Origin of the sequence: Kitasatospora sp. NPDC101155 (assembly GCF_044768305.1) — a bacterium.
In the GTDB taxonomy this organism is placed as follows: domain Bacteria; phylum Actinomycetota; class Actinomycetes; order Streptomycetales; family Streptomycetaceae; genus Kitasatospora.
In genome coordinates, this window is record NZ_JBIWPN010000025.1 from 49,834 (window position 1) to 70,642 (window position 20,809).

The 20,809-nt window shown below is 73.0% G+C and carries 19 protein-coding genes and 1 tRNA gene; 11 read left to right on the top strand and 9 right to left on the bottom strand.

From position 1 onward, the window contains the following. Nucleotides 1–643: hypothetical protein (locus ACIRYZ_RS29985; protein ID WP_402950118.1), on the bottom strand; the 643-nt coding region annotated here is incomplete at its 3' end. A 97-nt stretch (nt 644–740) separates the two neighbouring features. Between ACIRYZ_RS29985 and ACIRYZ_RS29990 the strand changes: the two genes are divergently transcribed. Next, a complete protein-coding gene (locus tag ACIRYZ_RS29990) occupies nt 741–1,574 on the top strand; it encodes a TIGR02452 family protein (protein ID WP_402950121.1) in 834 nt (277 codons plus the stop codon). An 11-nt stretch (nt 1,575–1,585) separates the two neighbouring features. On the opposite strand, the gene ACIRYZ_RS29995 is transcribed toward ACIRYZ_RS29990, so the two are convergent. Continuing rightward, nucleotides 1,586–1,921 carry a hypothetical protein gene (locus tag ACIRYZ_RS29995; RefSeq protein ID WP_380609057.1) on the bottom strand — a complete coding sequence of 112 codons (336 nt, stop codon included), beginning with the start codon at nt 1,919–1,921 and terminating at the stop codon, nt 1,586–1,588. Between the two features lie 95 nt (nt 1,922–2,016). Next, nucleotides 2,017–3,171: a hypothetical protein gene (locus tag ACIRYZ_RS30000; protein WP_402950123.1), complete on the bottom strand. Its 1,155-nt coding sequence runs from the start codon at nt 3,169–3,171 to the stop codon at nt 2,017–2,019. A 76-nt stretch (nt 3,172–3,247) separates the two neighbouring features. Here ACIRYZ_RS30000 and ACIRYZ_RS30005 point away from each other — a divergent pair, with 76 nt between their 5' ends. Together ACIRYZ_RS30005 and ACIRYZ_RS30010 are read left to right on the top strand one after the other, a co-directional pair. After that, on the top strand, nt 3,248–4,426 hold the full coding sequence (locus tag ACIRYZ_RS30005) for a low temperature requirement protein A (protein ID WP_402950126.1): 1,179 nt from the start codon (nt 3,248–3,250) through the stop codon (nt 4,424–4,426). Beyond that, the gene (locus ACIRYZ_RS30010; protein ID WP_402950129.1) at nt 4,419–4,913 is read left to right on the top strand and encodes an RICIN domain-containing protein; all 495 of its coding nucleotides are present in this window, start codon (nt 4,419–4,421) and stop codon (nt 4,911–4,913) included. The genes ACIRYZ_RS30005 and ACIRYZ_RS30010 overlap by 8 nt, the downstream gene beginning before the upstream one ends. A 34-nt stretch (nt 4,914–4,947) precedes the next feature. On the opposite strand, the gene ACIRYZ_RS30015 is transcribed toward ACIRYZ_RS30010, so the two are convergent. The 3 genes from ACIRYZ_RS30015 to ACIRYZ_RS30025 form a co-directional block, all read right to left on the bottom strand. Then, the gene (locus ACIRYZ_RS30015) at nt 4,948–5,643 is read right to left on the bottom strand and encodes a tyrosine-protein phosphatase (RefSeq protein WP_402950132.1); all 696 of its coding nucleotides are present in this window, start codon (nt 5,641–5,643) and stop codon (nt 4,948–4,950) included. Between the two features lie 109 nt (nt 5,644–5,752). Continuing rightward, on the bottom strand, nt 5,753–6,514 hold the full coding sequence (locus ACIRYZ_RS30020) for an SDR family oxidoreductase (RefSeq protein WP_393034889.1): 762 nt from the start codon (nt 6,512–6,514) through the stop codon (nt 5,753–5,755). A 10-nt stretch (nt 6,515–6,524) separates the two neighbouring features. Next, on the bottom strand, nt 6,525–7,745 hold the full coding sequence (locus tag ACIRYZ_RS30025; protein ID WP_402950136.1) for a DNA glycosylase AlkZ-like family protein: 1,221 nt from the start codon (nt 7,743–7,745) through the stop codon (nt 6,525–6,527). A 122-nt stretch (nt 7,746–7,867) separates the two neighbouring features. Here ACIRYZ_RS30025 and ACIRYZ_RS30030 point away from each other — a divergent pair, with 122 nt between their 5' ends. The 3 genes from ACIRYZ_RS30030 (at nt 7,868) to ACIRYZ_RS30040 (ending at nt 9,451) form a co-directional block, all read left to right on the top strand. Next, nucleotides 7,868–8,620, top strand: a complete 753-nt coding sequence (locus tag ACIRYZ_RS30030; RefSeq protein ID WP_402950139.1) for a DNA polymerase beta superfamily protein — start codon at nt 7,868–7,870, stop codon at nt 8,618–8,620. Between the two features lie 58 nt (nt 8,621–8,678). Continuing rightward, nucleotides 8,679–8,751, top strand: a tRNA-Lys gene (locus ACIRYZ_RS30035). Nucleotides 8,752–9,067: 316 nt separating this feature from the next. Then, the gene (locus ACIRYZ_RS30040) at nt 9,068–9,451 is read left to right on the top strand and encodes a hypothetical protein (RefSeq protein WP_402950142.1); all 384 of its coding nucleotides are present in this window, start codon (nt 9,068–9,070) and stop codon (nt 9,449–9,451) included. Between the two features lie 34 nt (nt 9,452–9,485). On the opposite strand, the gene ACIRYZ_RS30045 is transcribed toward ACIRYZ_RS30040, so the two are convergent. From ACIRYZ_RS30045 to ACIRYZ_RS30055, 3 genes are all read right to left on the bottom strand, one after another. Then, nucleotides 9,486–10,166, bottom strand: coding sequence for a hypothetical protein (locus ACIRYZ_RS30045; RefSeq protein WP_402950145.1), 681 nt, complete (start codon nt 10,164–10,166; stop codon nt 9,486–9,488). 828 nt (nt 10,167–10,994) lie between these two features. Beyond that, entirely contained in the window at nt 10,995–12,515 is a 1,521-nt protein-coding gene (locus ACIRYZ_RS30050) for an MFS transporter (protein WP_402950148.1), read from the bottom strand. A gap of 88 nt (nt 12,516–12,603) precedes the next feature. Continuing rightward, entirely contained in the window at nt 12,604–13,179 is a 576-nt protein-coding gene (locus ACIRYZ_RS30055) for a TetR/AcrR family transcriptional regulator (RefSeq protein WP_402950151.1), read from the bottom strand. Between the two features lie 642 nt (nt 13,180–13,821). Between ACIRYZ_RS30055 and ACIRYZ_RS30060 the strand changes: the two genes are divergently transcribed. The 5 genes from ACIRYZ_RS30060 to ACIRYZ_RS30080 all read left to right on the top strand — a co-directional run bounded on the left by ACIRYZ_RS30060 (nt 13,822) and on the right by ACIRYZ_RS30080 (nt 20,763). Continuing rightward, complete coding sequence (locus ACIRYZ_RS30060) at nt 13,822–15,546, top strand: LCP family protein (RefSeq protein ID WP_402950154.1); 1,725 nt, start codon at nt 13,822–13,824, stop codon at nt 15,544–15,546. A gap of 139 nt (nt 15,547–15,685) precedes the next feature. Beyond that, on the top strand, nt 15,686–16,135 hold the full coding sequence (locus ACIRYZ_RS30065) for an SRPBCC domain-containing protein (RefSeq protein WP_402950157.1): 450 nt from the start codon (nt 15,686–15,688) through the stop codon (nt 16,133–16,135). 220 nt (nt 16,136–16,355) lie between these two features. After that, nucleotides 16,356–17,156, top strand: a complete 801-nt coding sequence (locus tag ACIRYZ_RS30070) for a VOC family protein (protein ID WP_402950160.1) — start codon at nt 16,356–16,358, stop codon at nt 17,154–17,156. Nucleotides 17,157–17,614: 458 nt separating this feature from the next. Then, a complete protein-coding gene (locus ACIRYZ_RS30075) occupies nt 17,615–18,361 on the top strand; it encodes an HAD family hydrolase (protein WP_402950162.1) in 747 nt (248 codons plus the stop codon). Then, nucleotides 18,358–20,763, top strand: coding sequence for a glycoside hydrolase family 65 protein (locus ACIRYZ_RS30080; protein ID WP_402950165.1), 2,406 nt, complete (start codon nt 18,358–18,360; stop codon nt 20,761–20,763). The genes ACIRYZ_RS30075 and ACIRYZ_RS30080 overlap by 4 nt, the downstream gene beginning before the upstream one ends. Nucleotides 20,764–20,809 lie beyond the last annotated feature (46 nt).

Consider the following 20,809-nt stretch of genomic DNA (forward strand, 5'->3'; position numbering starts at 1 on the left):
CTCCGGTGGCTTCGACCGTGACGAGCGTCGTTCCGGTGGCTTCAACCGTGACCGTGACGACCGTCGTTCCGGTGGCTTCGGCGGCGGCCGTGACCGTGACGACCGTCGCTCCGGTGGCTTCGACCGTGACGAGCGTCGTTCCGGTGGCTTCAACCGTGACCGTGACGACCGTCGTTCCGGTGGCTTCGGCGGCGGCCGTGACCGCGACGAGCGCCGCTCCGGTGGCTTCGACCGTGACGAGCGTCGTTCCGGTGGCTTCAACCGTGACCGTGACGACCGCGGCGGCCGCTCCTTCGGCGACCGTCCGGCCCGCTCCTTCGGCGACCGCCCGTCCTTCGGCGACCGCCCGTCCTTCGGCCGGGACCGTGACGAGCGCGCCGGCAGCAGCCGTCCGTTCTCGCGCCGCGACGACCACCGCTCCGGCGGCCGTCCGCAGGCCGACCGCGGTGGCTTCAACCGTGACCGTGGCGGCTTCGACCGCGACCGCGGTGGCTTCGGCGGTGGCCGCGACGACCGCAAGCCGCGCTGGAAGAACTGACGTCGTACGGCCGGTGGTAGACCGCCGGCCGGACTGACTGACCGACCGATCACACGAAGGGCCCGCTCCGTCCCCCGGAGCGGGCCCTTCGCGTTCCCCCGACACCCCCCCGACACCTCCGTGTGCACGCCCCCGAGGTGTTGTTCTGGAAGTGAGAATAACCTGTGGCGCGGCACGGCGGTAGTCCCGTAGCGTCACGGACATGAGCAGCAGACTGCATGACATGGCGCGGGTGAACGAGGAGATCGCCGAGCGGGGGAGCTACCGGACGGCCGGCGGCGAACTCGTGCCGGTGGGAGAGCAGTTGACGGCGGCGAAGGCCGGCACGGTTTCGTACGCGCCGCGCGCGCTGGACGAGTTGTCGGCTTCCGGGGAGCCCGGGCCGGGTCCGGCCGCCGGGCGGATCGAGGTGACGGCCGAGGGGAGCATCGAGGCCGCCCGGCGGCTGGTCGCGGCCGGTGCCGGGCCGGTCGGGGTGCTGAACTTCGCCTCCGCGCGCAACCCCGGCGGCGGTTACCTGCGCGGCGCCCGTGCCCAGGAGGAGGACCTGTGCCGCAGCGCGCTGCTGTACTCCTGCCTGCTGGAGGCGCCCGACTACTACGAGGCGCACCGGGCCTCGACCGACCTGCGGTACAGCCACCGGGTGATCGTCTCGCCGGACGTCCCGGTGATCAGGGACGGGCGCGGGGCCCTGCTGGCCCGGCCGTACCCGGTCACCTTCCTGACCTCGCCCGCGCCCAACGCCGGTCAGCTGGAACGGCGTTCGCCCGGTACGGACGTCCGCGGGGTGCTCGCCGAGCGGGCCGTCCGGGTGCTCGCGGCGGCGGCCCGGCACGAGGTCCGCGCCCTGGTGCTCGGCGCCTGGGGCTGCGGGGTGTTCCGCAACGACCCGGCCGAGGTCGCCGAGGCCTTCGAGGGCGCGCTGGCCCGGTACGGGGCCGCCTTCGAGCAGGTGGTGTTCGCGGTCTGGGACCGCTCACCGGTCTCGGCGAACCGGGCGGCCTTCGAGGCCCGGTTCGGCGCGGCGGTCCGGTAGACGGGGGCCGGCTACCGCTTGCGGGCGGCCAGCACCGTCGCGGCCGTGGAGGCGGCCGCGACCACACCGGTGACCGCGAAGACGGACGGCCAGGCGCCGATCCGCTTCGCCAGCGGGTGCGAGCCGCCGAAGGCCGCCACGTACAGGCCGGTCAGCGCCGCCGCGGTGGCCGTGCCCGCGCTCCGGCGCCACTGCGCGGCCGCCCCGGCGCCGGCCACCGCCAGCACCGCGCCGCCCAGTTCGCGCCGCCCGCTCCAGCGGGCGACGCCGTAACCGCCGACCAGACCGCTCGCCGCGGTCAGCGCCGCGGGCGCGGCGGCCGAGAGCACGTTCGGGACCTTCGCCATCGTCGACTCCACTCGTCACTCGTCACGGCCGCGGCCGGAGGGGCTGCGTCGACTTCCGACCCTAACCCGGCGAACGCGACGGCCGGCCGGGGCCTCTACCCGAAGGCCCCCACCACCGATATCCCCGGCACCATCCGGGCCAGCAGCGGCGCCGTTTCCACCGGGTCCAGCACCCGCTCCAGCCGCAGGTCGCCCGGGATCTCCTGGATGAACCGCCCGGCCGACCAGGTGCGCTCGTACGGCAGCGGCTCCAGTACCAGGGTGCGCACCCCGTCCAGCACCGGGATGTCGTCGGGCGTCCCCTCGTTCCAGAGCCAGGAGCCGTCCGGCGCGACCAGGTTGAAGGCGCCGGTCGCGATCAGCCGGCGGCCGTCCAGGAACTCGGTCCGGGCCAGCGCCACCACCTCCGGGTCCTGCGGGGTGCCGGGCAGGTGGCCGCCGCCGATCAGCAGGTCGGCGAGCAGGGTGTGCAACTGGAAGGTGTCGCTCAGGCCGCTCATCCGCAGCAGGTAGCCGGTGCCGGTGGGGCGGTCGAGCACCAGCAGCGGCTCGTCGTCGAGCACCTGCGCCAGGTGGGCCAGACCCTTGAGGTCGTGCTGCCCGCCCTCGTACCGGCCCGCCAGCTCCAGCAGTACGGCCGTGACGCCCGAGGCGCGGGCCTCGGCCCGGACCGGCGCGTGCGCGTAGACCGCCCAGGCGGCCTGCTGCCACAGGTGCAGCGTCCACCAGGCGACCACGGCCAGGTGCGCGTTCCACTCGTCGAGGTGCGCCGGGTCCTCGATCCGGGCGTGCGCCTCGGCCGGATCGTCCTCCTCCCAGTCGGGCAGCGGGCCGCCACCCGTCTGCGCCCAGCGCTCGACCAGCCGCTGCGCGCCGGTCAGCGCCCCGCGCAGGCCGGCCAGCACCGGGCCGGAGCAGGCCACCGGGTCGGCGCCGTACTCCACGCAGGCGCCCGTGATCATGGCCAGGTGGGCCCGGGGGAACGGTGGGGCGTCCGGCAGCAGCGCGGCCAGCCGGGGTCCGGCCGCCTGCCGCTCGGCCGGCTCGGCGGGGCCGAACAGCCCGCCGACCAGGCCCAGGGCCGGGCCGAGGCGCTCGTCGTCCCCGGCCGCGACCACCGCCTCCAGCTCGGCCACCGCGTCGAGGAGGGTGGGCTGCTGACGCTGCGGGGGGAACTGACCATGAGTCTGTTCGGGGCTCTGTCCGGGGTTCTGCTGCGGGTTCCGCTCGGGGTTCTGCTCGATGGACATTCGCCGCAGCATAGGCGGCGGAGCCCGTCCGCCGGAAACGCCCCCGGGCTCAGGTTCGGTGACGGATACTCGCGCGGTGACCGCGTCCCCTGTTTCCCCTGCTTCCCCTGATGCTTCTGATGCCCGGGGTCCCGAGGAGCTCTCCGAGCCCGCCCTGAAGGTGGCGCCGCTGGAACTCTTCCTGGACCTCGTCTTCGTCTTCACCGTCACCCAGCTCACCGGCAGCCTGGTCCACCACCTCACCCTGGAGGGCTTCGCCCAGGTGCTAGTGATGCTCGGGGTGATCTGGTGGATGTACGACGCCTTTATTTGGCTGACCAACGCGATGCCGCCGCGCACCCACGGGCAGCGCGGGCTGCTGATGCTCGCGATGGGCGCCTTCCTGGTGATCGCGCTGTCCGTGCCGCACGCCTTCGAGGGCGGCGGTGCCGCCTTCGGCTGGGCGTACCTGCTGGTGGTCGCCCTGCACACCGGGATGTTCATCGCCGCCGGGGTGACGCCCGTCGCGGTGCTGCGGATGGGCGCGTCCAACCTGGTCGTCACCGCGCTGGTGGTGGTCGGCGGCTACCTCACCGGGACGGTCCAACTCGGTTTCTGGGTGGCGGCCTTCGCGATGCAGTTCGTCACCCCGAAGGTGGACCGGCTGCCCGAGTTCCGGCTGCGCTCTGACCACTTCGTAGAGCGTCACGGGCTGATCGTGATCATCGCCTTCGGCGAGTCGGTGATCGCCGTCGGGGCCGGCGCCGGGACGACCGGGTTCGGACCCGCGCTGATCGCGGTCGCGCTGCTCAGCCTGACCGTCTGCGTCGGGCTCTGGTGGGCGTACTTCGGGCACGACGACGACGCGCGCGCCGAGCACCACATGGCCGCGCTGCCCTCCGCCGAGCGCAACCGGGCCGCGGTCACCGTCTACTACCTCGGCCACTTCGGGCTGCTGCTCGGCGTGCTGCTGTTTGCCGCCGGGGTGAAGTCGGCGGTCGCCCACCCCGACGCGGCGATCACCCTCCCGCAGGCCCTCGCGCTGGCCGGGGGCGTCACGCTGTACCTGGTGGTGAACACCGCCGTGCGGCGCTTCTTCGGCCTGCGCCCCCACCTGCCCCGGCTGATCGGCGCCGCCGCGGTCCTGGCGACCGTCCCGCTGGGCACCGCGGCCTCGGCGCTGGACCAGGTGGGCGCCGTGGCGGCGGTGCTGGCCGCTGTATTCGGGTACGAGTCCGCCTGTCGGCGCCCGGTGGGAGACTTCGGACATGACTGACCGAGCGACTGACAGCGCGAGTGACAGCGCGAGTGACGGCGCGGCCGACCCCGCGATCACCGACGGCCGCTACCGGATCCGCAACGTCGGCAGCGGCCTGCTGCTGGAGGTCGCCGAGGGCTCCCGGCGCAGCGGCGCCCGCGTCCGCGTGGGCGCGGAGGACGGCTCCGACGCCCAGCTCTGGCAGCTCACCGCCGTGCACCCGGGCGGCGCGCTGTTCCACATCGAGAACGCCGCCGGCGGCAAGCGCCTGGACGTCACCGGCGCCTCCCCGGACGACGGCGTCCCGATCCAGCTGTGGTCCGCCAACGCCTTCGGCGCCCAGGAGTGGCTGCTGGAGGCCCACGTCGACGCGCCGGGGACGTACACCGTCACCAGCTTCATCAGCGGCAAGCCGCTGACCGCCCCGGCGGAGCCGGACGCGGGCGTCCAGCAGTGGGAGGACGTCGACGCGCCGACCCAGTGGTGGCGCTTCGAGCGTCGGTAGGAACGCGCCCTGTGCGGTCGGGAGCGCTCTGTGGTCAGACCGAGAGGTTGGCGCGCAGGGCGTTCAGCTCGGCCTCGGTGACGCCGTGGGCGTGGAGGTAGGCCGGGACGGTGCCGTGGTGGGTGCGGATCCAGCCGAGGGAGGAGGCGATGTGCTCGGCGCTGACCGGGCGTGAGAGCCGCTCGGAGCCGGTCTCGTCGACGTACGGGACGGGGCCCTGGTCCAGGCCGAGGCCGAGGTTGGACAGCAGGAAGTCGGCGGTGATGTCGGCGTCGGAGGCGCCCAGCAGGGACTGCAGGACGGCGATGGTGAGCCCGGTGCGGTCCTTGCCGACCGCGCAGTGCACGAGCACCGGCAGCGCCGCCGGGTCGGTCAGGTGCCGGATGAGCGCGGCGAGCGAGGGGCCGGCGGTCTCGGGCATGAAGGTGTAGAGGTCGGCCTGGCTCTCGGGCCAGGGCCGGTCCACGTCCTCGCGGTTGGCGGGCAGGGTCGGCAGGCTGAGGGTCTCGTGGTCGAGGCCGTGCCGCTGGTCCGGCCAGACCTCCAGCTCGAACGGGCTGCGCAGGTCGATCACCGTGCGCAGGCCGAGGTCCTTGAGCTTCTGGGCGCCCTCCTCGGTGAGCGTGTGGAAGGACCCGGAGCGGTACAGCACACCCCGGCGGAGGGTGCCGATTCCGCCCGCGTCACGGAAGTTGCGCACACCGGGGATGTCGATGAAGGCGTCGGTCATGGCCTCCACCGTACGGGCGAGGGCGGATCGGCGGAAGGAAACCGGAGAGGGCCGTCCGCTGAAGCCCCGCGCCCCGGGAACCGCCGAGCCGGCCTGGCCGGCGGGGGCCTCAGCGGCCCCCGGCGACCTCCAGGAACGCCCCCGTGGTGTACGAGGCGGCCGGGGAGAGCAGGAACAGGATCGCCTCGGCGACCTCCTCCGGCTGCCCGCCGCGCCGCATGGGCAGGTTCGGCGCGACCCGCTCGACCCGCCCGGGCTCGCCGCCGAGCGCGTGGATGTCGGTGTGGATCAGGCCCGGGCGGACGCAGTTGACCCGGATGCCCTCGGCGGCGACCTCCAGTGCCAGCCCGCGGGTCATCGAGTCCACCGCGCCCTTGGCGGCCGCGTAGTCGACGTACTCGTTCGGCGAGCCGATCCGGGAGGCGGCCGAGCCGACGTTGACGATCGCGCCGCCGCGCCCGCCGTATCGGGTGGACATCCGGCGGACGGCCTGGGCGGCGCACAGGAACGGGCCGGTGATGTTGGCGGCCCAGATCCGGTTCAGCCGGTCCTCGTCGATGTCCTCCAGCCGGCACTGCTTCTCCAGCGTGCCCGCGTTGTTCACCAGCCCGGTGAGCTCACCGAGTTCGGTGTCCACGGTGGTGAACAGCCGCTCCACCTCGGCGGTGCGGGTGACGTCGGCCCGGACGGCGAGGGCGGTGCCGCCCTCGGCCCGGATCGCGTCCACCACGGCGGCCGCCGAGGCCTCGTCCGTACGGTAGTTGACGCAGACCCGGTAGCCGCGGCGGGCGGCCAGCAGGGCGGTGGCGGCGCCGATGCCGCGGCCGGCGCCGGTGACGATCAGGACCTCGTCGGTGGTGGTGGTCGACATGATCGGTACGCTACCCGGCGGTTCGGCCGGGGACACCCGTCGTCGCCCGCAGTGCCGCGATCTTCGGAGCGCGGCTCTTCGGCGAGTCCAGGCTGAAGCCGCGGGCGTCGCCGAGCTCGTCCCGGACGAAGGCCTCGGTCCGGGCCACCGCCGCGCGCAGCGCGTCGTCGGGCGGGACGAACAGCTGGTGGACGATCTCGGCGCGCTCGGTGTCGTACTCCCACAGGCCGACGATCCGGCCGCGGTCGAGCACCAGGTGGGTCTGCGGGTCGGCCTCACCGCCGAAGGTGCGCCCGGCCTTTCCGGCCGGCAGCGGGCGGGCCGCGTCGGCGGGGTCGAGCAGCCGGGGCAGGTCGCGGTGCAGCAGGTGGATGCCGTCGATGCCGGCCAGCAGGGTGTAGTGCGGATCCTTCGGCACCTCGAACCCGGCGAACTCCTCGGCGAGTTCGGGCGGCAGCAGGAACTCGGAGCCGGGTGCGAGCGGGACCAGTCCGGCCTCGGCGACGGCCCGTCTGGCGGTGGCGGCGGTGAAGCCGGAGAACCAGCGGAAGTGCTTGAGGGTGGCCGGGCCGGCCCAGGAGAAGTAGCGGCGGGCGAGGTCGACGGCGTCGCCGCGGACCGGCTGGTCCCAGCAGACGTAGCCGTAACGCTGCTGGTCCAGACGGCCGTTGACCGGCACCCGGCGGATCCGCCCGCGCGACTGCAGCAGCCCGAGGGCGAGCGGCAGGGTGGTCGCCAGCCCGCGCTTGCGGCCCGCCTCGCCGAGCGGGCGGACGGCGTCGCCGACCGCCTCCCGGATCGTGGCCGGGTCCAGCGGCCGGTCCGCGGCCAGCACCCGTTCGACGGCCAGGCAGAGTTGCTCGACCTCGCCCCCGGCGACTCCCAGGTGCTTCTGGGCCGCGGCCAGTTCACCTGCCGGGGCGGCCGCGCCGGCCGCCAGGCCGAGCGCGAAGTCGGCGGCCGGCAGCACGTACGCACAGCCGCGCGCGGACGGCAGCTCGTGCACCTCCAGGGCGGCCACCGCCGCGTCCACCGCCGCCCGGCCGAGCCCGGCCCGGGCGAACAGGCCCAGGTACGGGGCCGCGCCGCCCACCGAGCGGGCCCAGCCGGTGGCGGCCAGCACCTCGGCGGCGGACGCCCCGGTGCGCGGGCGGTCCAGCCACTGCCGGTGCGACCACCAGGCCCGCAGCTTCTCGACGTCGACGGCTTGCCGGTGGGGATCGTGCTCCATGGGGCCAGTATCGGCGGCCGGGCGGACCCCGGACCGGAAATCGCTCGCCCGGCGCGGCCCGTTCCGGAGAGGATTCCGGAGCGGGTGCGGTAGTCGCCCGTCCGTTCGAGAGGAGTCCGTCCGTGTCCGCCACACCCGGCACCGTCCTGCTGTCCGGCATCGTCGGCTCCACCGCGTACGGCTTCGCCCACGCCGGCTCGGACGTCGACCGGCTGGGCCTGTTCGCCACCCCCACCGAGGAGTTGCACGGCCTGCACCGCCCGGCCGAGTCGCACGTCACCACCGCGCCGGACGTCACCCTGCACGAGGCGGCCAAGTGGTGCCGCCTGGCGCTGTCCTGCAATCCGACCGCCTCCGAACTCGTCTGGCTGCCGGAGGACCTGTACGAGACCGTGACCCCGCTCGGTCGCGAACTGGTCGGGATCCGCTCGACGTTCCTCAGCAGGCCGGCCGTCCGCAAGGCCTATCTCGGTTACGCCGACCAGCAGTTCCGCAAGCTGCTGACCCGCGACACCGGGGACCCGGTCACCCGGCGCCGGGCCGCCAAGCACGCCCGGCACCTGGTCCGGCTGGTCGAACAGGCCGTCCGGCTGCACGAGACCGGCCGGCACCTGATTCGGCTGCCCGACCCCGAGCACGTCCGTGACCTCGGCGAACGCATCGCCGACCGCCCGGATACCGCCGAATCCCTGCTCGCCGACGCCGCCGAACGCCTCGCCCGCCCCGGCGTCCTGCCCGACGCCCCCGATCCGCGCCCCGCCGAAGCCTGGCTCCGCCGCGTCCGCGCCGCCCACTACACCCCGCCTCAAGCCCCGCCCCGGGAACCCGGCGCGTCCACCCAATCCACTGGCGGAGCCCTGGGCCCCACCGGGTAGGATCGCCGTGGCCCTCCCCACCCGGGACCTCCGGGATCCAGCCGGGGCAAAGGGCCGCGGGCCACTAGCTCAATTGGCAGAGCTGCGGACTTTTAATCCGTAGGTTCAGGGTTCGAGCCCCTGGTGGCCCACTCTTCCCGGCGGCGTTCTCACCTCCGCGGACCTGCGACTCAGCGCCCTGACCCGGCTTTGCCGGGCAGGGCGCTTCCGTCTTCCCGGGTGCGGGTGAGCCCGAAGTAGGCCCGACGGTCTCGCCGACCGCCGCAGCGTCTCAAGGAGACGAGACCCTTCGAGTGAAGAACCGGAGCAAGGCCGCCTGATTGGCGGTTCGCTGGCTGCCGGGGAGTTTTCCAGACCATACCTTCAACTCCGGCGCTCTCGGCGGCGGCGCTCGTGCGCAGAGTTCGTCCACACCTGCCACAGACCACAAAGCCAGGAGGAACAGTCATGCGCCTGACCCGTGGCGCTCTCGCTGCTGCGACGGTGGCGGCTTCCGTCTCGGCCTTCGGCCTGCCCCTCCTCCTCATGGACCGGACGCCCCACGGCTCCGATGCCACGCGGGTCCGCATGGTCGGCGTCTCCGGCACGTCGCTGAGCAACGCCGAATCGTCCTGGCCGCTCTCCACGAATCCGGGCCCGCAGGAATCGGCGCGCCCCTGTTACAGCTACGGCGGCCCCTACTGCGGCTGGGTGGGAGCGTACTGGGGCGGCTGTGACAGGGAGTGGGGTCTGAGCTTCGGGATCAAGAATCCCAACTGGATCTGCCCCCACGACCCCCGCCCGAGCCCCTCGGCCACGGCGGACTCCACCGCGAGCAGCAGCCCCTCCTGACCGGTTCCGCCGGGAGGCCGGCCGTTCGCCATCGCTACGGCTGGGTCGGCGGCACCTCGGGCTCCTGAGGTGATGTGACGTCAGGGGTCGAAGGTGCTGCCGGTCCCTGTGCCGGCCGAGTGGCACGCTGCCGGCGGCGTCGGCGGAGCCAGGCCGTGGCCAGTGCTCCCAGAACCATCAGCAAGCCGCCGGTCGCGATCCCGAGGCGCTTCGCGCTCAGACGACCGACGTTCCTGCCGACAGCCGCATCATCGGGCGGAAGAGGAAGGCTGGTGCCTCCGGAGCCGAGAGTGGGTGACGGCGAGCCGGACTCCTGGGGCGACGGGGCGGCGGACGGGCCACCCCCGTCGGCAGCCGCACCATCGTGCTGACGATCCTGGTCACCCCGGTCACCGTCGTGGTGGCGGTGGTCGTCGTCGTAGTAGTCGTCGACGCAGCGGGCGGCTGCGAAGGGGAAGGCTCGCTCGTGGCGGCCGAAGGCCTTCACCACGAAGACCGGGTGCTCCCTGAAAAAGCCGCGAATCTGAAACTCATACTGGCCGCTGGTGTTGGTGGGATAATCCACGTCCAAGTACGTGGAAACGGAAAAGTTGTCCCACGGTGCCTCCGGCGACGACGACGAGGACGAGGACGAGGAGCTCCCCTGGAGAACGAGAGCCTCCGGCCCACGCCGGCTGTTGGTCAGAATCGCCCTGAGGGTTTTGTCGATGAGCACGACGCGGCGGGCGCTGAAGCAGTGGCGCCAGGGACTGTAGCGATAGGGGTGCCCGTCCCCGCCCCCGCCCCATTCCCCGCCCCCACCCCATTCCCCACGTCTTCCCCCTTCCCCGCCCCCTTCCTCTCGCCCTTCCCCGTCCTCGTCCTGGGGCCACCGGGAGCCGGACTCGTGCCGTGTGGACGCCGGCGCGGCGACGCCTGCAGGCGCGGACGCGAGGACGATGGCCGCACCCGCCAGCGATGCTGCAACCCAGGGCCGAAGATTCATCCGATGACCTCCATGGGTGGCGGACGCGGGCAACCGCCCGCAGGGCGACACAGTCGGGTATCAGAAGAAGTTAAGAGGGCTCGACTCGTCACATCGTGAACATCCTCGGGGAGCCGCACCCTTGTCACTCAGCCGCAGCAGTACGCCGAGCTGCGGAAACAACAGCAGGCAGCCCGTTCGAGCCGGCCGCACCGTGCTCAGGATCGATCGTCCGATCCGCGGGTTCAGGGTTCGAGCCCCTGGTGGCCCGCGCGATGGAGGTCGTTCCGGCGGACCTCCGGTCAGTCGGGCGTCGCGCTCAGCGGCCGACGCCGACGGACTCGATGACGCCCTGCCAGGCCCGGCGGCATCCCTCGCGGAGCGGGCCGCCGACGAGGTCCAGAATCGCCGAGGCGGCCTCGACCAGCGGCGCGGGTTCCTGCGAAGTGCCCAGCCGGGCGTAGGCGTCGAGCAGTGCGGCGCCGCGCTCGGGATCCGCCGCCAGCAGGCGCCGCGGCAGCCACTTGCCGCTGCCGGATCATGGTGCATCCGGCCGCGGTCCCACAGGCCCTGAGGCCGTCACACCTCCGGAGCCGGGTCCGGGTGGACGGAGGCGCCGAGCGCCGGGACCCGCTCGACGGGGGCGCCCCGACCTGCGGTCGCGGGCGTCGCCCCCTGGGGAGACGGGACCGGGGCGGGGGTCGGGGCCTTGGTGGCGCGGGAGAGGCGGAGGGTGAGGGCGATCATGACGAGGACGGCGGCGAGGGCGAGCCAGGTGGCGGCGGCCGCGGCGGTGACGTGGGTGTGGTGGTCGAGGACCGCGAAGTAGGTGCCGCCGATGGTCGCGACGCCGGTGACGGCGGCGAACTGCTGGGTGGTGGAGAGGGTGCCGGAGGCGGTGCCGGCGCGTTCGGGGGCGATGCCGGCCATCGGGGCGCCGATCAGGGACGGGAGGACGAGGCCGTTGCCGATGCCCATCAGGCCCATGGTGCTCAGCAGCCAGGGGAGGGCGTGCCGTTCCCCGTCGGTCTGCAGGGCGAGTGCGGTCAGCAGCAGGCTCAGGGCGGTGACCGCCCCGCCGACGACGGGGACGCGGAGCCCGTAGCGGGGGATCAGACGCTTGCCGGTCAGGGAGGCGACCATGGCGAGGACGGCCATGGGGGTGAAGACCAGTCCGGAGCGCAGCGGGCTGTAGCCGAAGCCGGTCTGCACGGTGAGGCTGATCACGAAGACGAACCCGGCGAAGAAGGCCATGAAGGCGGCGTTGACGGCCAGCCCGGTCCGGAAGACCCGGCCGCGGAACAGCTCCGGGTCGAGCAGCGGCTGCCCGCCGCGGCCGGCGAGGCGGCGTTCCCAGCGCAGCGCGGCCAGGAAGGCGGGCACGGCGGCGGCGAGCATCGCCCAGGCCCAGAGCGGCCAGCCGGCCTCCCGGCCGAGGACGAGCGGGACGAGCGCCAGGGCCAGCGAGCCGGAGATCGCGAGCACGCCGATGCCGTCCAGGGCGGGGCGGCGGCCGGCGGTGGTGCGCGGCAGGACGGTGGCGGCGACGGCGAGGACGATCAGCCCGACCGGCAGGTTGACCAGGAAGACCGCGCGCCAGCCGAGGCCGAGGAGGTCGCCGTCGAGCAGGACGCCGCCCAGCAGCTGGCCGCAGACACCGCTGAGTCCGCCGGTCACGCCGAACCAGGCCAGGGCGCGCGGCCGGCCCTCGGCGGGGACGGCGGTGGTGATCAGGGCGAGCACCTGGGGCACCATGGCGGCGGCGGTGAGGCCCTGGAACAGCCGGGCGAGCACCAGCTGGGTGGGGGACTGGGCCAGTCCGCACAGGACGGAGGCCAGGGTGAAGGCGGCCATCCCGGACAGGAACATCCGCCGGTGGCCGAGGATGTCGCCGAGTCGTCCGCCGAGGACGAGCCCGGTGGCGTAGCTGAACACGTAGCCGGCGACGACCAGTTCCAGCGCGGCCTGGCCGGCGCCGAGGCCGCCGCGGATGGCGGGCAGGGCGACGTTCACAACGTTGCCGTCGAAGCCGTACATGAAGAAGGCCGCCAGGATGACGGGCAGCAGGGGTGGGCGGAGCGGGCGGGACAGGATGGACATCGGGTGCGACCTCCGGTGCGGGCTGTTATTGGTGGAAGTGCCAAAAATTCGGGCGGAAAAAGCGCCGGGGGTCGCCCGGCGGGGAGGGTCAGGAGCGCAGGTCGTCGACGACGGCGTCGATGGTCGCGTGCAGCGACTCGGACTCGAAGCCGGCCTTGGCCTGCAGCAGCAGTCCGTGGAAGGCGGCCATCACCTGGCGGGCCAGCACGCGGGCGGGGCGGTCCGAGCGGATCTCGCCGCGGAGCCGGCCGTCCTCGACCGCCGCCGTCAGCCGGGCCTCCAGCGGGACGAAGGCCTGGCGCGCCAGTTCGGCCAGCTCCGGCTCGCGCAGCGCCAGTTCGGTGACGGTGTTGACCGCGAGGCAGCCCCGGTGGTCGGTCGCGGTCCGGTCCACCCCGGTGCGCAGCAACTGCCGGATGCGCTCCAGTGGCGGCTGGTCGTCCGACATGGCGCGGTCGCCGCCCGCGCCACCCTCCCGGTAGCGGCGCAGTGCCAGCTCGAACAGCTGCCGCTTGCCGCCGAAGGCGTTGTACAGGCTGCCGCGCAGCATGCCGGTGCTCTCGGCCAGGTCGTCGGTCGAGGTCGCGGTGTACCCCTTGGTCCAGAAGGTGTTCATGGCCGCGTCGATCGCGGCCTCGGTGTCGAACTTCCGCGGGCGTGCCATGGTGAGGATCGTGGCAGTTGTTGTCGGACTTGTCAAAAACTCCGTCAGATCGCGCGCGCCTGACCGAAAGGCGGCCGCCGCGGCTCCGGCACCTCGCGGGCCATGGCGGATGTCATGCCGGACGGATGCCCGCCGACACTTGGTCGGCGGTGTCAAGGCGCGCCAGGGCGCCCGGCCGTTCCGGCCGGGGCGGGCCCAGGGGCCTGCTGGAGAGGTCCGGACTGTCCGTCAGGCGTCTCGACACGTGGCAATGTGACGGCGATTCACTTCGGCCGCGTTCGCCACCGATGAACCGAGCACCCCCGCCACCCCGTGACGGGCGACCCGGCGGCCGATCCGCCCGTGCGGGCCCCGAGCGAGGCCCGGTCCGACGGTGAGACCCCCTGCCGTCTTCCAGGCGGTGCGGGCCCGTCCGAATCAGGCGTTTTCAGGTGGTATGTCAGCAAACTGTCGCGTGGTGTCAGGGATTGTAGGTGTACCTGAGGGCTGTGATCGTCTTCGCTCTCAATATGATCGGAAGCCGCGATGGTCGGTCTGTACCGACCTTCGTACGTACAACCTGGGAGGGGCCTCGTCCGTCTCTTCTGTGTGCGGTGCGCCAGATCGTCCGGGGCGTCGCTTCCGTCGGTGAAAGGTACGCGCATGTCAGGTCGGAAGGGCGAGAGCCCGGCTCGGGGCGAGGACGTGCCCACGACGGAAGGCGCTTCGGGCTCCGTGCCCGGGCCGCGCAGCGGCGGCCGGGCGGAGGCCCGCCGCGCCGCGCAGAGCAAGGGCGGCGGCGGTTCCGGGGCCGCGGGCGGTGGCCGGGCGGCGGCGCGCAAGAATGCCAAGCCCAAGAAGAACGTGAAGAAGATCGTCGCCTGGTCGGCGGCGGGCGTGCTGGTGCTGATCGCGGGCACCGGCGGCGCGATCTACTTCAAGCTCAACGCCAACATCAAGTCCTTCGACGCGGACGCGATATCCACCGACCGCCCGCCGGAGGCCAAGGCCGACGCGGACGGCAACAAGCCGGTCAACGTGCTGCTGATCGGCTCCGACAGCCGGGGTGGCAACAACTCCGACCTCGGCGGCGGCGAGGACGGCGGCGCCCGCTCGGACACCACGATCCTGCTGCACGTCTACGCCGACCACAAGCACGCCGTGGGCATCTCGATCCCGCGCAACACGATCGTCCCGATCCCGTCGTGCAAGCTGCCCAACGGCAAGTGGACCAAGGGCGGCAACGACCTGTTCAACGCCGCCTTCTCGGTCGGCGGCAGCGACAGCGGCAACCCGGCCTGCACCCAGAACACCGTGGAGAAGGTCACCGGCATCCGGGTCGACCACACCATGGTGGTCGACTTCAACGGCTTCGCCGCGATGACCAAGGCCGTCAACGGCGTGGACATATGCCTGCCGAAGCCGATCTACGAGGGCGACATCAACCCCAACCTGCACAAGAAGGGCGACCTCGTCCTGCCGCAGGGCAAGCAGACCGTGGACGGCCAGAAGGCGCTCGACTACGTGCGCCTGCGGCACGGCATCGGCGACGGCTCCGACATCGGCCGGATGAAGCGCCAGCAGGCCTTCATGAGCTCGCTCGCCACCAAGATGAAGAAGGAGGGGCTGAGCCCCACCAACCTGCTGCCGCTGGCCGACGCGGCGACCAAGTCGCTGACCGTCGACCCGGGGCTGGACTCCGCGGACAAGCTGCTCTCCTTCGGCCTGTCGCTGAAGAACATCGACATGCACGACCTCAAGTTCGTCACCGCGCCCTGGCGCTACCGTACCCAGGACGCCAACATCGACCTGGTCCAGCCGGACGCCAACAAGCTCTGGGAGACCCTCAAGGCCGACCAGACCATCGACGGCCAGAACGCCACCGGCCAGCAGCCGGACGCCCCCGCCAGCACGAATGCCGCGCCGTCGCAGGCCGCGCCCAGCACCCCGCCCGCCCCGGCCGGGGACGCCACCAACTCCGCGGTCAAGGTGGCGGTCTACAACGGGACGACCGTCAACGGCCTGGCCGGCAAGGCGACCGACCAGCTGAAGGCCGCCAAGTTCACCGCCAGCACGGCGGGCCAGGCGGCGAGCACCAAGCAGAAGACCACCACGATCGAGTACAGCTCCAGCCAGAAGGCGAACGCCGAGAAGGTCGCCGCGCTGTTCCCGGGCGCCAGCCTGGAACCCAGCAGCGCGCGGGGCATCTCGGTGATCGTCGGCCAGGACTTCGCGGCGACCACCGGCATGGGGGCCGGCACACCCGCCGCGGGCACCACCCCCGGCACCCCGACGGCCCCGCAGCCGCTGCCGACCACCGTCACCAACGACGCCCGCTCGGCCGACGACGACATCTGTGCGAACACCACCTACGGCAGCGGCGGCTGACCGCCACCACCGGACAGCGCGGGGACGACCCCCGGGACCGGCGCCCTCCGGGGCGCGTGGCCCCGGGGGTCGTGCCATGGTGGGCCTGGGGCCTGTGCGCCCCGGGAGGGGACCACCACGGCACCGAAAGGCGGACCCCATGCCCGAGATCGCCATGCAGATCGACATCGCCGCGCCCCGGGACGTCGTCCTCGCCGCGCTCAACACCCACGACGGGCTGACCAGCTGGTGGACGACCGCCGTGGACCGCGAGGACGACGTGCTGCTCTTCGACTTCCCCGGCGTCCCCGAGCCCTTCCGGCTGCGCCGCGAGCGGGCCGACCCGGAGCGGGTGGTGTGGGCAAACGCCGGGGCCTTCCCGCCGCACTGGGCGGGCACCTGGATCAGCTGGGACCTCGCCGACCAGCCCGACGAGCCCGAGCGCACCCGGTTGCTGTTCCGGCACGGCGGCTGGCAGCCGGGCAGCGAGGAGGGCGTGCCGATGGTGGCCGGCACCTGGGCCGAACTGCTGGTCCGGCTCAAGGACTACGCGCAGAGCGGCAAGGTGCAGCCGTACTTCGTCACCGCCAAGCGGCACGACCCCGAGTGAGCTCCGGCGGCCGGTCCGTGCCCCGGTAACGGGCACCCCGTCGGGGCGCCGGTCGCCCGCCAGGGCGCCGTCCGGTGGCGGGAACGCGTCGGCGGGCCGAAGGTGGGCGGTGTACCCCCGTCGTACGGCCGTCCGCGCGGACGGCCGGACCGGTCCAGGCCGGGCCGCCGCCCGACCGACACACCACAGCCGGCCACCACCGCCTCCGGGAGGCCCAACGATGCCCGTAGTGACCGATCCGTACAAGCCCGGCACCCCGTGCTGGATCGACCTGATGGCGAGCGACCAGCAGGCCGCGCTCGACTTCTACCGTGACCTGTTCGGCTGGCAGGGCGAGATCGGCCCGGCCGAGTTCGGCGGCTACGCCGTGTGCACGCTCAACGACCGCCCGGTCGCCGGGATCATGGCACAGTCGGCGCCCGAGGGCCAGCCGGTGCCGCCCGTCGCCTGGACCACCTACATCGCCTCGGACGACGCCGACGAGGCCAACCGGTCCATCGCCGGGGCCGGCGGCACGATCCTCTACGAGCCGATGGACGTCGGCACGATCGGCCGGATGATGGTCGCCGCCGACCCGACCGGCGCGGTGTTCGGCGTCTGGCAGGCGATGGACTTCATCGGCGCGGGCGTGGTCAACGAGCCCGGCGCGCTGGTCTGGAACGAGCTCAACACCACCGACACCGACGCGGCCGGCCGCTTCTACCAGCCGGCGCTCGGGCTGCGCCCGGCCACCATCCAGGGCATGGACGGCTACTTCTCGCTGAACGTCGGCGACCGCACCGTCGGCGGCATGCAGAAGGTCCCCGGGTACCTGGGGGCCGACATGCCCTCGCACTGGATGACGTACTTCTCGGTGGACGACACCGACTCCGTGGTGGACGCCCTGGTCAAGGCCGGTGGTGCGGTGATCCAGCCGCCGTTCGACATGCAGTCCGGCCGGATGGCCGTGGTCCGGGACCCGCAGGGCGCCGTCTTCTCGGTGATCCAGGCGCCCGAGGCGCAGATGCCCGACTCGCCGTAACCACCGCCCGGCCCGGCGGGCAACCGGAAGCCGCCCTTCCCGCGACGCGCCGCCGGGAATGGGCGGCATCCCGTGCGATCCCGGGTTGACAACGCTCCAGCACCAGACCACCACAATCACGGCCACCCGGCACCACGGCGTCTCGGTGGCGATTGGACGACGTGCTCTCGGACACCGGATCCGGCGTCGGCCAGGTGTGACCCGCACACGACCGGAGGATCGTGTGGGGAGAGCTACCGGCCAGGCCGCATCCATCCCGAGAACACGTGGGACCGCGAGCCCACCCAGGACAGCGAGCACGCCCTGCCAGGGCGACAAGACCCGACCGCGCCACGGCGACCAGCTCGCGCTGTTCCCCGCTCTCCAAGACCGTTCGGAGGAGCACCGGACCACCTGTCCGGTTTCATGCGATTCGGCCAGCACTGGCCAACATCGCTAGGAACGGTAAGACTGCATCCATGCTGGGGCTACCGGACGACATCCGTGCTTTCCTCTTCGACCTCGACGGGGTGCTCACCCAGACCGCCACGGTTCACGCCGCGGCCTGGAAGGACACCTTCGACGCCTTTCTGCGCGCCGAAGCCGCCCGCACCGGCGGGCAGTTCGTCCCCTTCGACGACGTCAACGACTACGACACCTACGTGGACGGCCGCCCGCGCCTCGACGGCACCCGGGCCTTCCTGCACAGCCGGGGCATCGACCTGCCCGAGGGGGCCGAGGACGACCCGCCGAACGCCCGTACCGTGCAGGGGATCAGCCGGGCCAAGAACGACACCGTGCTGCGGCTGATCCACGAGCAGGGGGTCGAGCCCTACGAGGGCTCGGTCGCCTATGTGCACCGGCTGCGCACGCTCGGACTGCCCAGCGCGGTGGTCTCCTCCAGCGCCAACTGCCGGGACGTGCTGCGCTCGGCGGGCATCCTGGAGCTGTTCGACGTGATCGTGGACGGCGTGGTCGCCAAGCAGCAGGGCCTGCCCGGCAAGCCCGCCCCCGACACCTACCTGTACGCCGCCCGCGAGCTCGGCGTCGACCCCGCACACGCCGCCGTCTTCGAGGACGCGCTGGCCGGGGTCGCCTCCGGCCGGGCCGGCGGCTTCGGCGCGGTGGTCGGGGTCAACCGCACCGGGCAGGCCGCCGAACTGCGCCGCGACGGCGCCACCGTGGTCGTCGACGACCTTTCCGAGCTGCTGGGGGGCAAGTCGTGAGTCCTGCTGACAACTTCACCATCGATCCGTGGCAGATCACCGAACACGGCCTGGACCTGGCCGCGTTGGCCCGGGCCGAATCCGTCTTCGCCCTGTCCAACGGCCACATCGGCCTGCGCGCCAACCTGGACGAGGGCGAGCCGCACGGCCTGCCCGGCACGTACCTCAACGGCGTGTTCGAACTGCGCCCGCTCCCGTACGGCGAGGGCGGCTACGGCTACCCGGAGTCCAGCCAGAGCGTCATCAACGTCACCAACGGCAAGATCATCCGGCTGCTGGTGGACGACGAGCCCTTCGACCTGCGCTACGGGGAACTCCTCAGCCACAAGCGCTGGTTGGACTTCCGTGAGGGCATGCTGCACCGCGAGGCCGAGTGGATGTCCCCGGCCGGGCGGACCATCCGGGTGCGCTCCTCCCGGCTCGTCTCGCTCACCCAGCGCGCCATCGCCGCCGTGGAGTACAGCATCGAGGCGGTGGACGGGCCGGTGCGGATCGTGCTCCAGTCCGAGCTGGTCGCCAACGAGCAGCTGCCCGGCGGCCCCGAGGGCGACCCGCGCGCCGCCGCCGTCCTGGAGGCCCCGCTGCAGGCCGAGGCGCACCACGCCAGCGGCACCAAGGCCGTCCTGGTGCACCGCACCCGCTTCAGCGGCATCCGGGTCGCGGCCGGGATGGACCACGTCATCGAGGGCCCGGAGAAGCTCGACACCGTCGCGGAGTCCGAGGCCGACCACTGCCGGATCAGCGTCACCACCGTGCTCGGGGCCGGGCAGGGGCTGCGGCTGGTCAAGTTCATGTCCTACGGCTGGTCCGGCACCCGCTCGCTGCCCGCCGTCCGGGACCAGGTGGAGGCCGCGCTGACCGCCGCCCGGTACACCGGCTGGGACGGCCTGGTCGCCGAACAGGCCGACTTCCTCCAGGAGTTCTGGAGGACCAGCGACGTCGAGATCGAGGGCGACGTCGAACTCCAGCAGGCCGTCCGGTTCGGCATCTTCCACGTCCTGCAGGCCGGCGCCCGCAGCGAGGAACGGGCCATCCCCGCCAAGGGGTTGACCGGCCCCGGCTACGACGGGCACAGCTTCTGGGACACCGAGACCTTCGTCCTGCCGGTGCTCACCTACTGCCTGCCCAGCGCCGTCAACCAGGCCCTGCGCTGGCGGCACACCACCCTCCCGCTCGCCCGCGACCGGGCCGCCCAACTCGGCCTGGCCGGCGCGGTGTTCCCCTGGCGCACGATTCGCGGCGAGGAGTGCTCCGGCTACTGGCCGGCCGGCACCGCCGCCTTCCACATCGGCGCCGACATCGCCGTCGCCGTCGCCCGCTACGTCCGGGCCACCGGGGACGAGGAGTTCGAGCGCGAGTACGGCCTCGAACTCCTGGTGGAGACCGCCCGGATGTGGCGCTCGCTCGGTCACCACGACACCGCCGGGAAGTTCCGGATCGAGGGCGTCACCGGCCCCGACGAGTACAGCGCCGTCGCCGACAACAACGTCTTCACCAACCTGATGGCGCAGACGAACCTGCGCGCCGCGGCCGAGGCCGCCGTCCGCCACCCGCGCGAGGCCGGCGCCCTCGGCGTCGACACCGAGGAGACCGCCGCCTGGCGCGACGCCGCCGCCGCGATGTACATCCCGTACGACGCGGACCTCGGCGTCCACCCGCAGGCCGACGGCTTCACCCACCACCAGGTCTGGGACTTCGAGAACACCGAGCCGGAGAAGTACCCGCTGCTGCTCCACTACCCGTACTTCGACCTGTACCGCAAGCAGGTGGTCAAGCAGGCCGACCTGGTGCTCGCCATGCAGGTGCGCGGCGACGCCTTCACCGACGAGCAGAAGGCCCGCAACTTCGCCTACTACGAGCGGCTGACCGTCCGCGACTCCTCGCTCTCCGCCTGCACCCAGGCCGTCATCGCCGCCGAGGTCGGCCAACTCGACCTCGCCTACGACTACACGGCGGAGGCGGCGTTGATGGACCTGCACGACCTCGGCGGCAACACCCGCGACGGCCTCCACATGGCCTCGCTCGCCGGCGCCTGCATCGCCCTGGTGGCCGGCTTCGGCGGCCTGCGCGACCACGGCGAGACGCTCAACTTCCGGCCCCGGCTGCCCTCCGGGCTGATGAAGCTCAGCTTCTCGCTGCTGGTGCGCGGGCACCTGCTCGGCGTGCAGATCACCCACGACGGGACGACCTACACGCTGCGCCGCGGCGAGGTGCTCCACCTGCGGCACGACGGCGAGGCGGTGCAGGTCAAGGCCGGCTCCCCGGTCACCCTGCCCACCACCTCCCCGCCCGCCCAGGAACGCTGCGCCCAGCCCCCCGGCCGTGAGCCGGGCCGCCGCCAGCCCCAGGCGGGGCTGGCTGCGGGCAAGCTGGGGCAGCAGGACCACCTGGCGGCGGAGTAGCCGCCGGGGCCGCCCCGGGCCGCTCAGGGCCCGCTCCCGTCGCGCG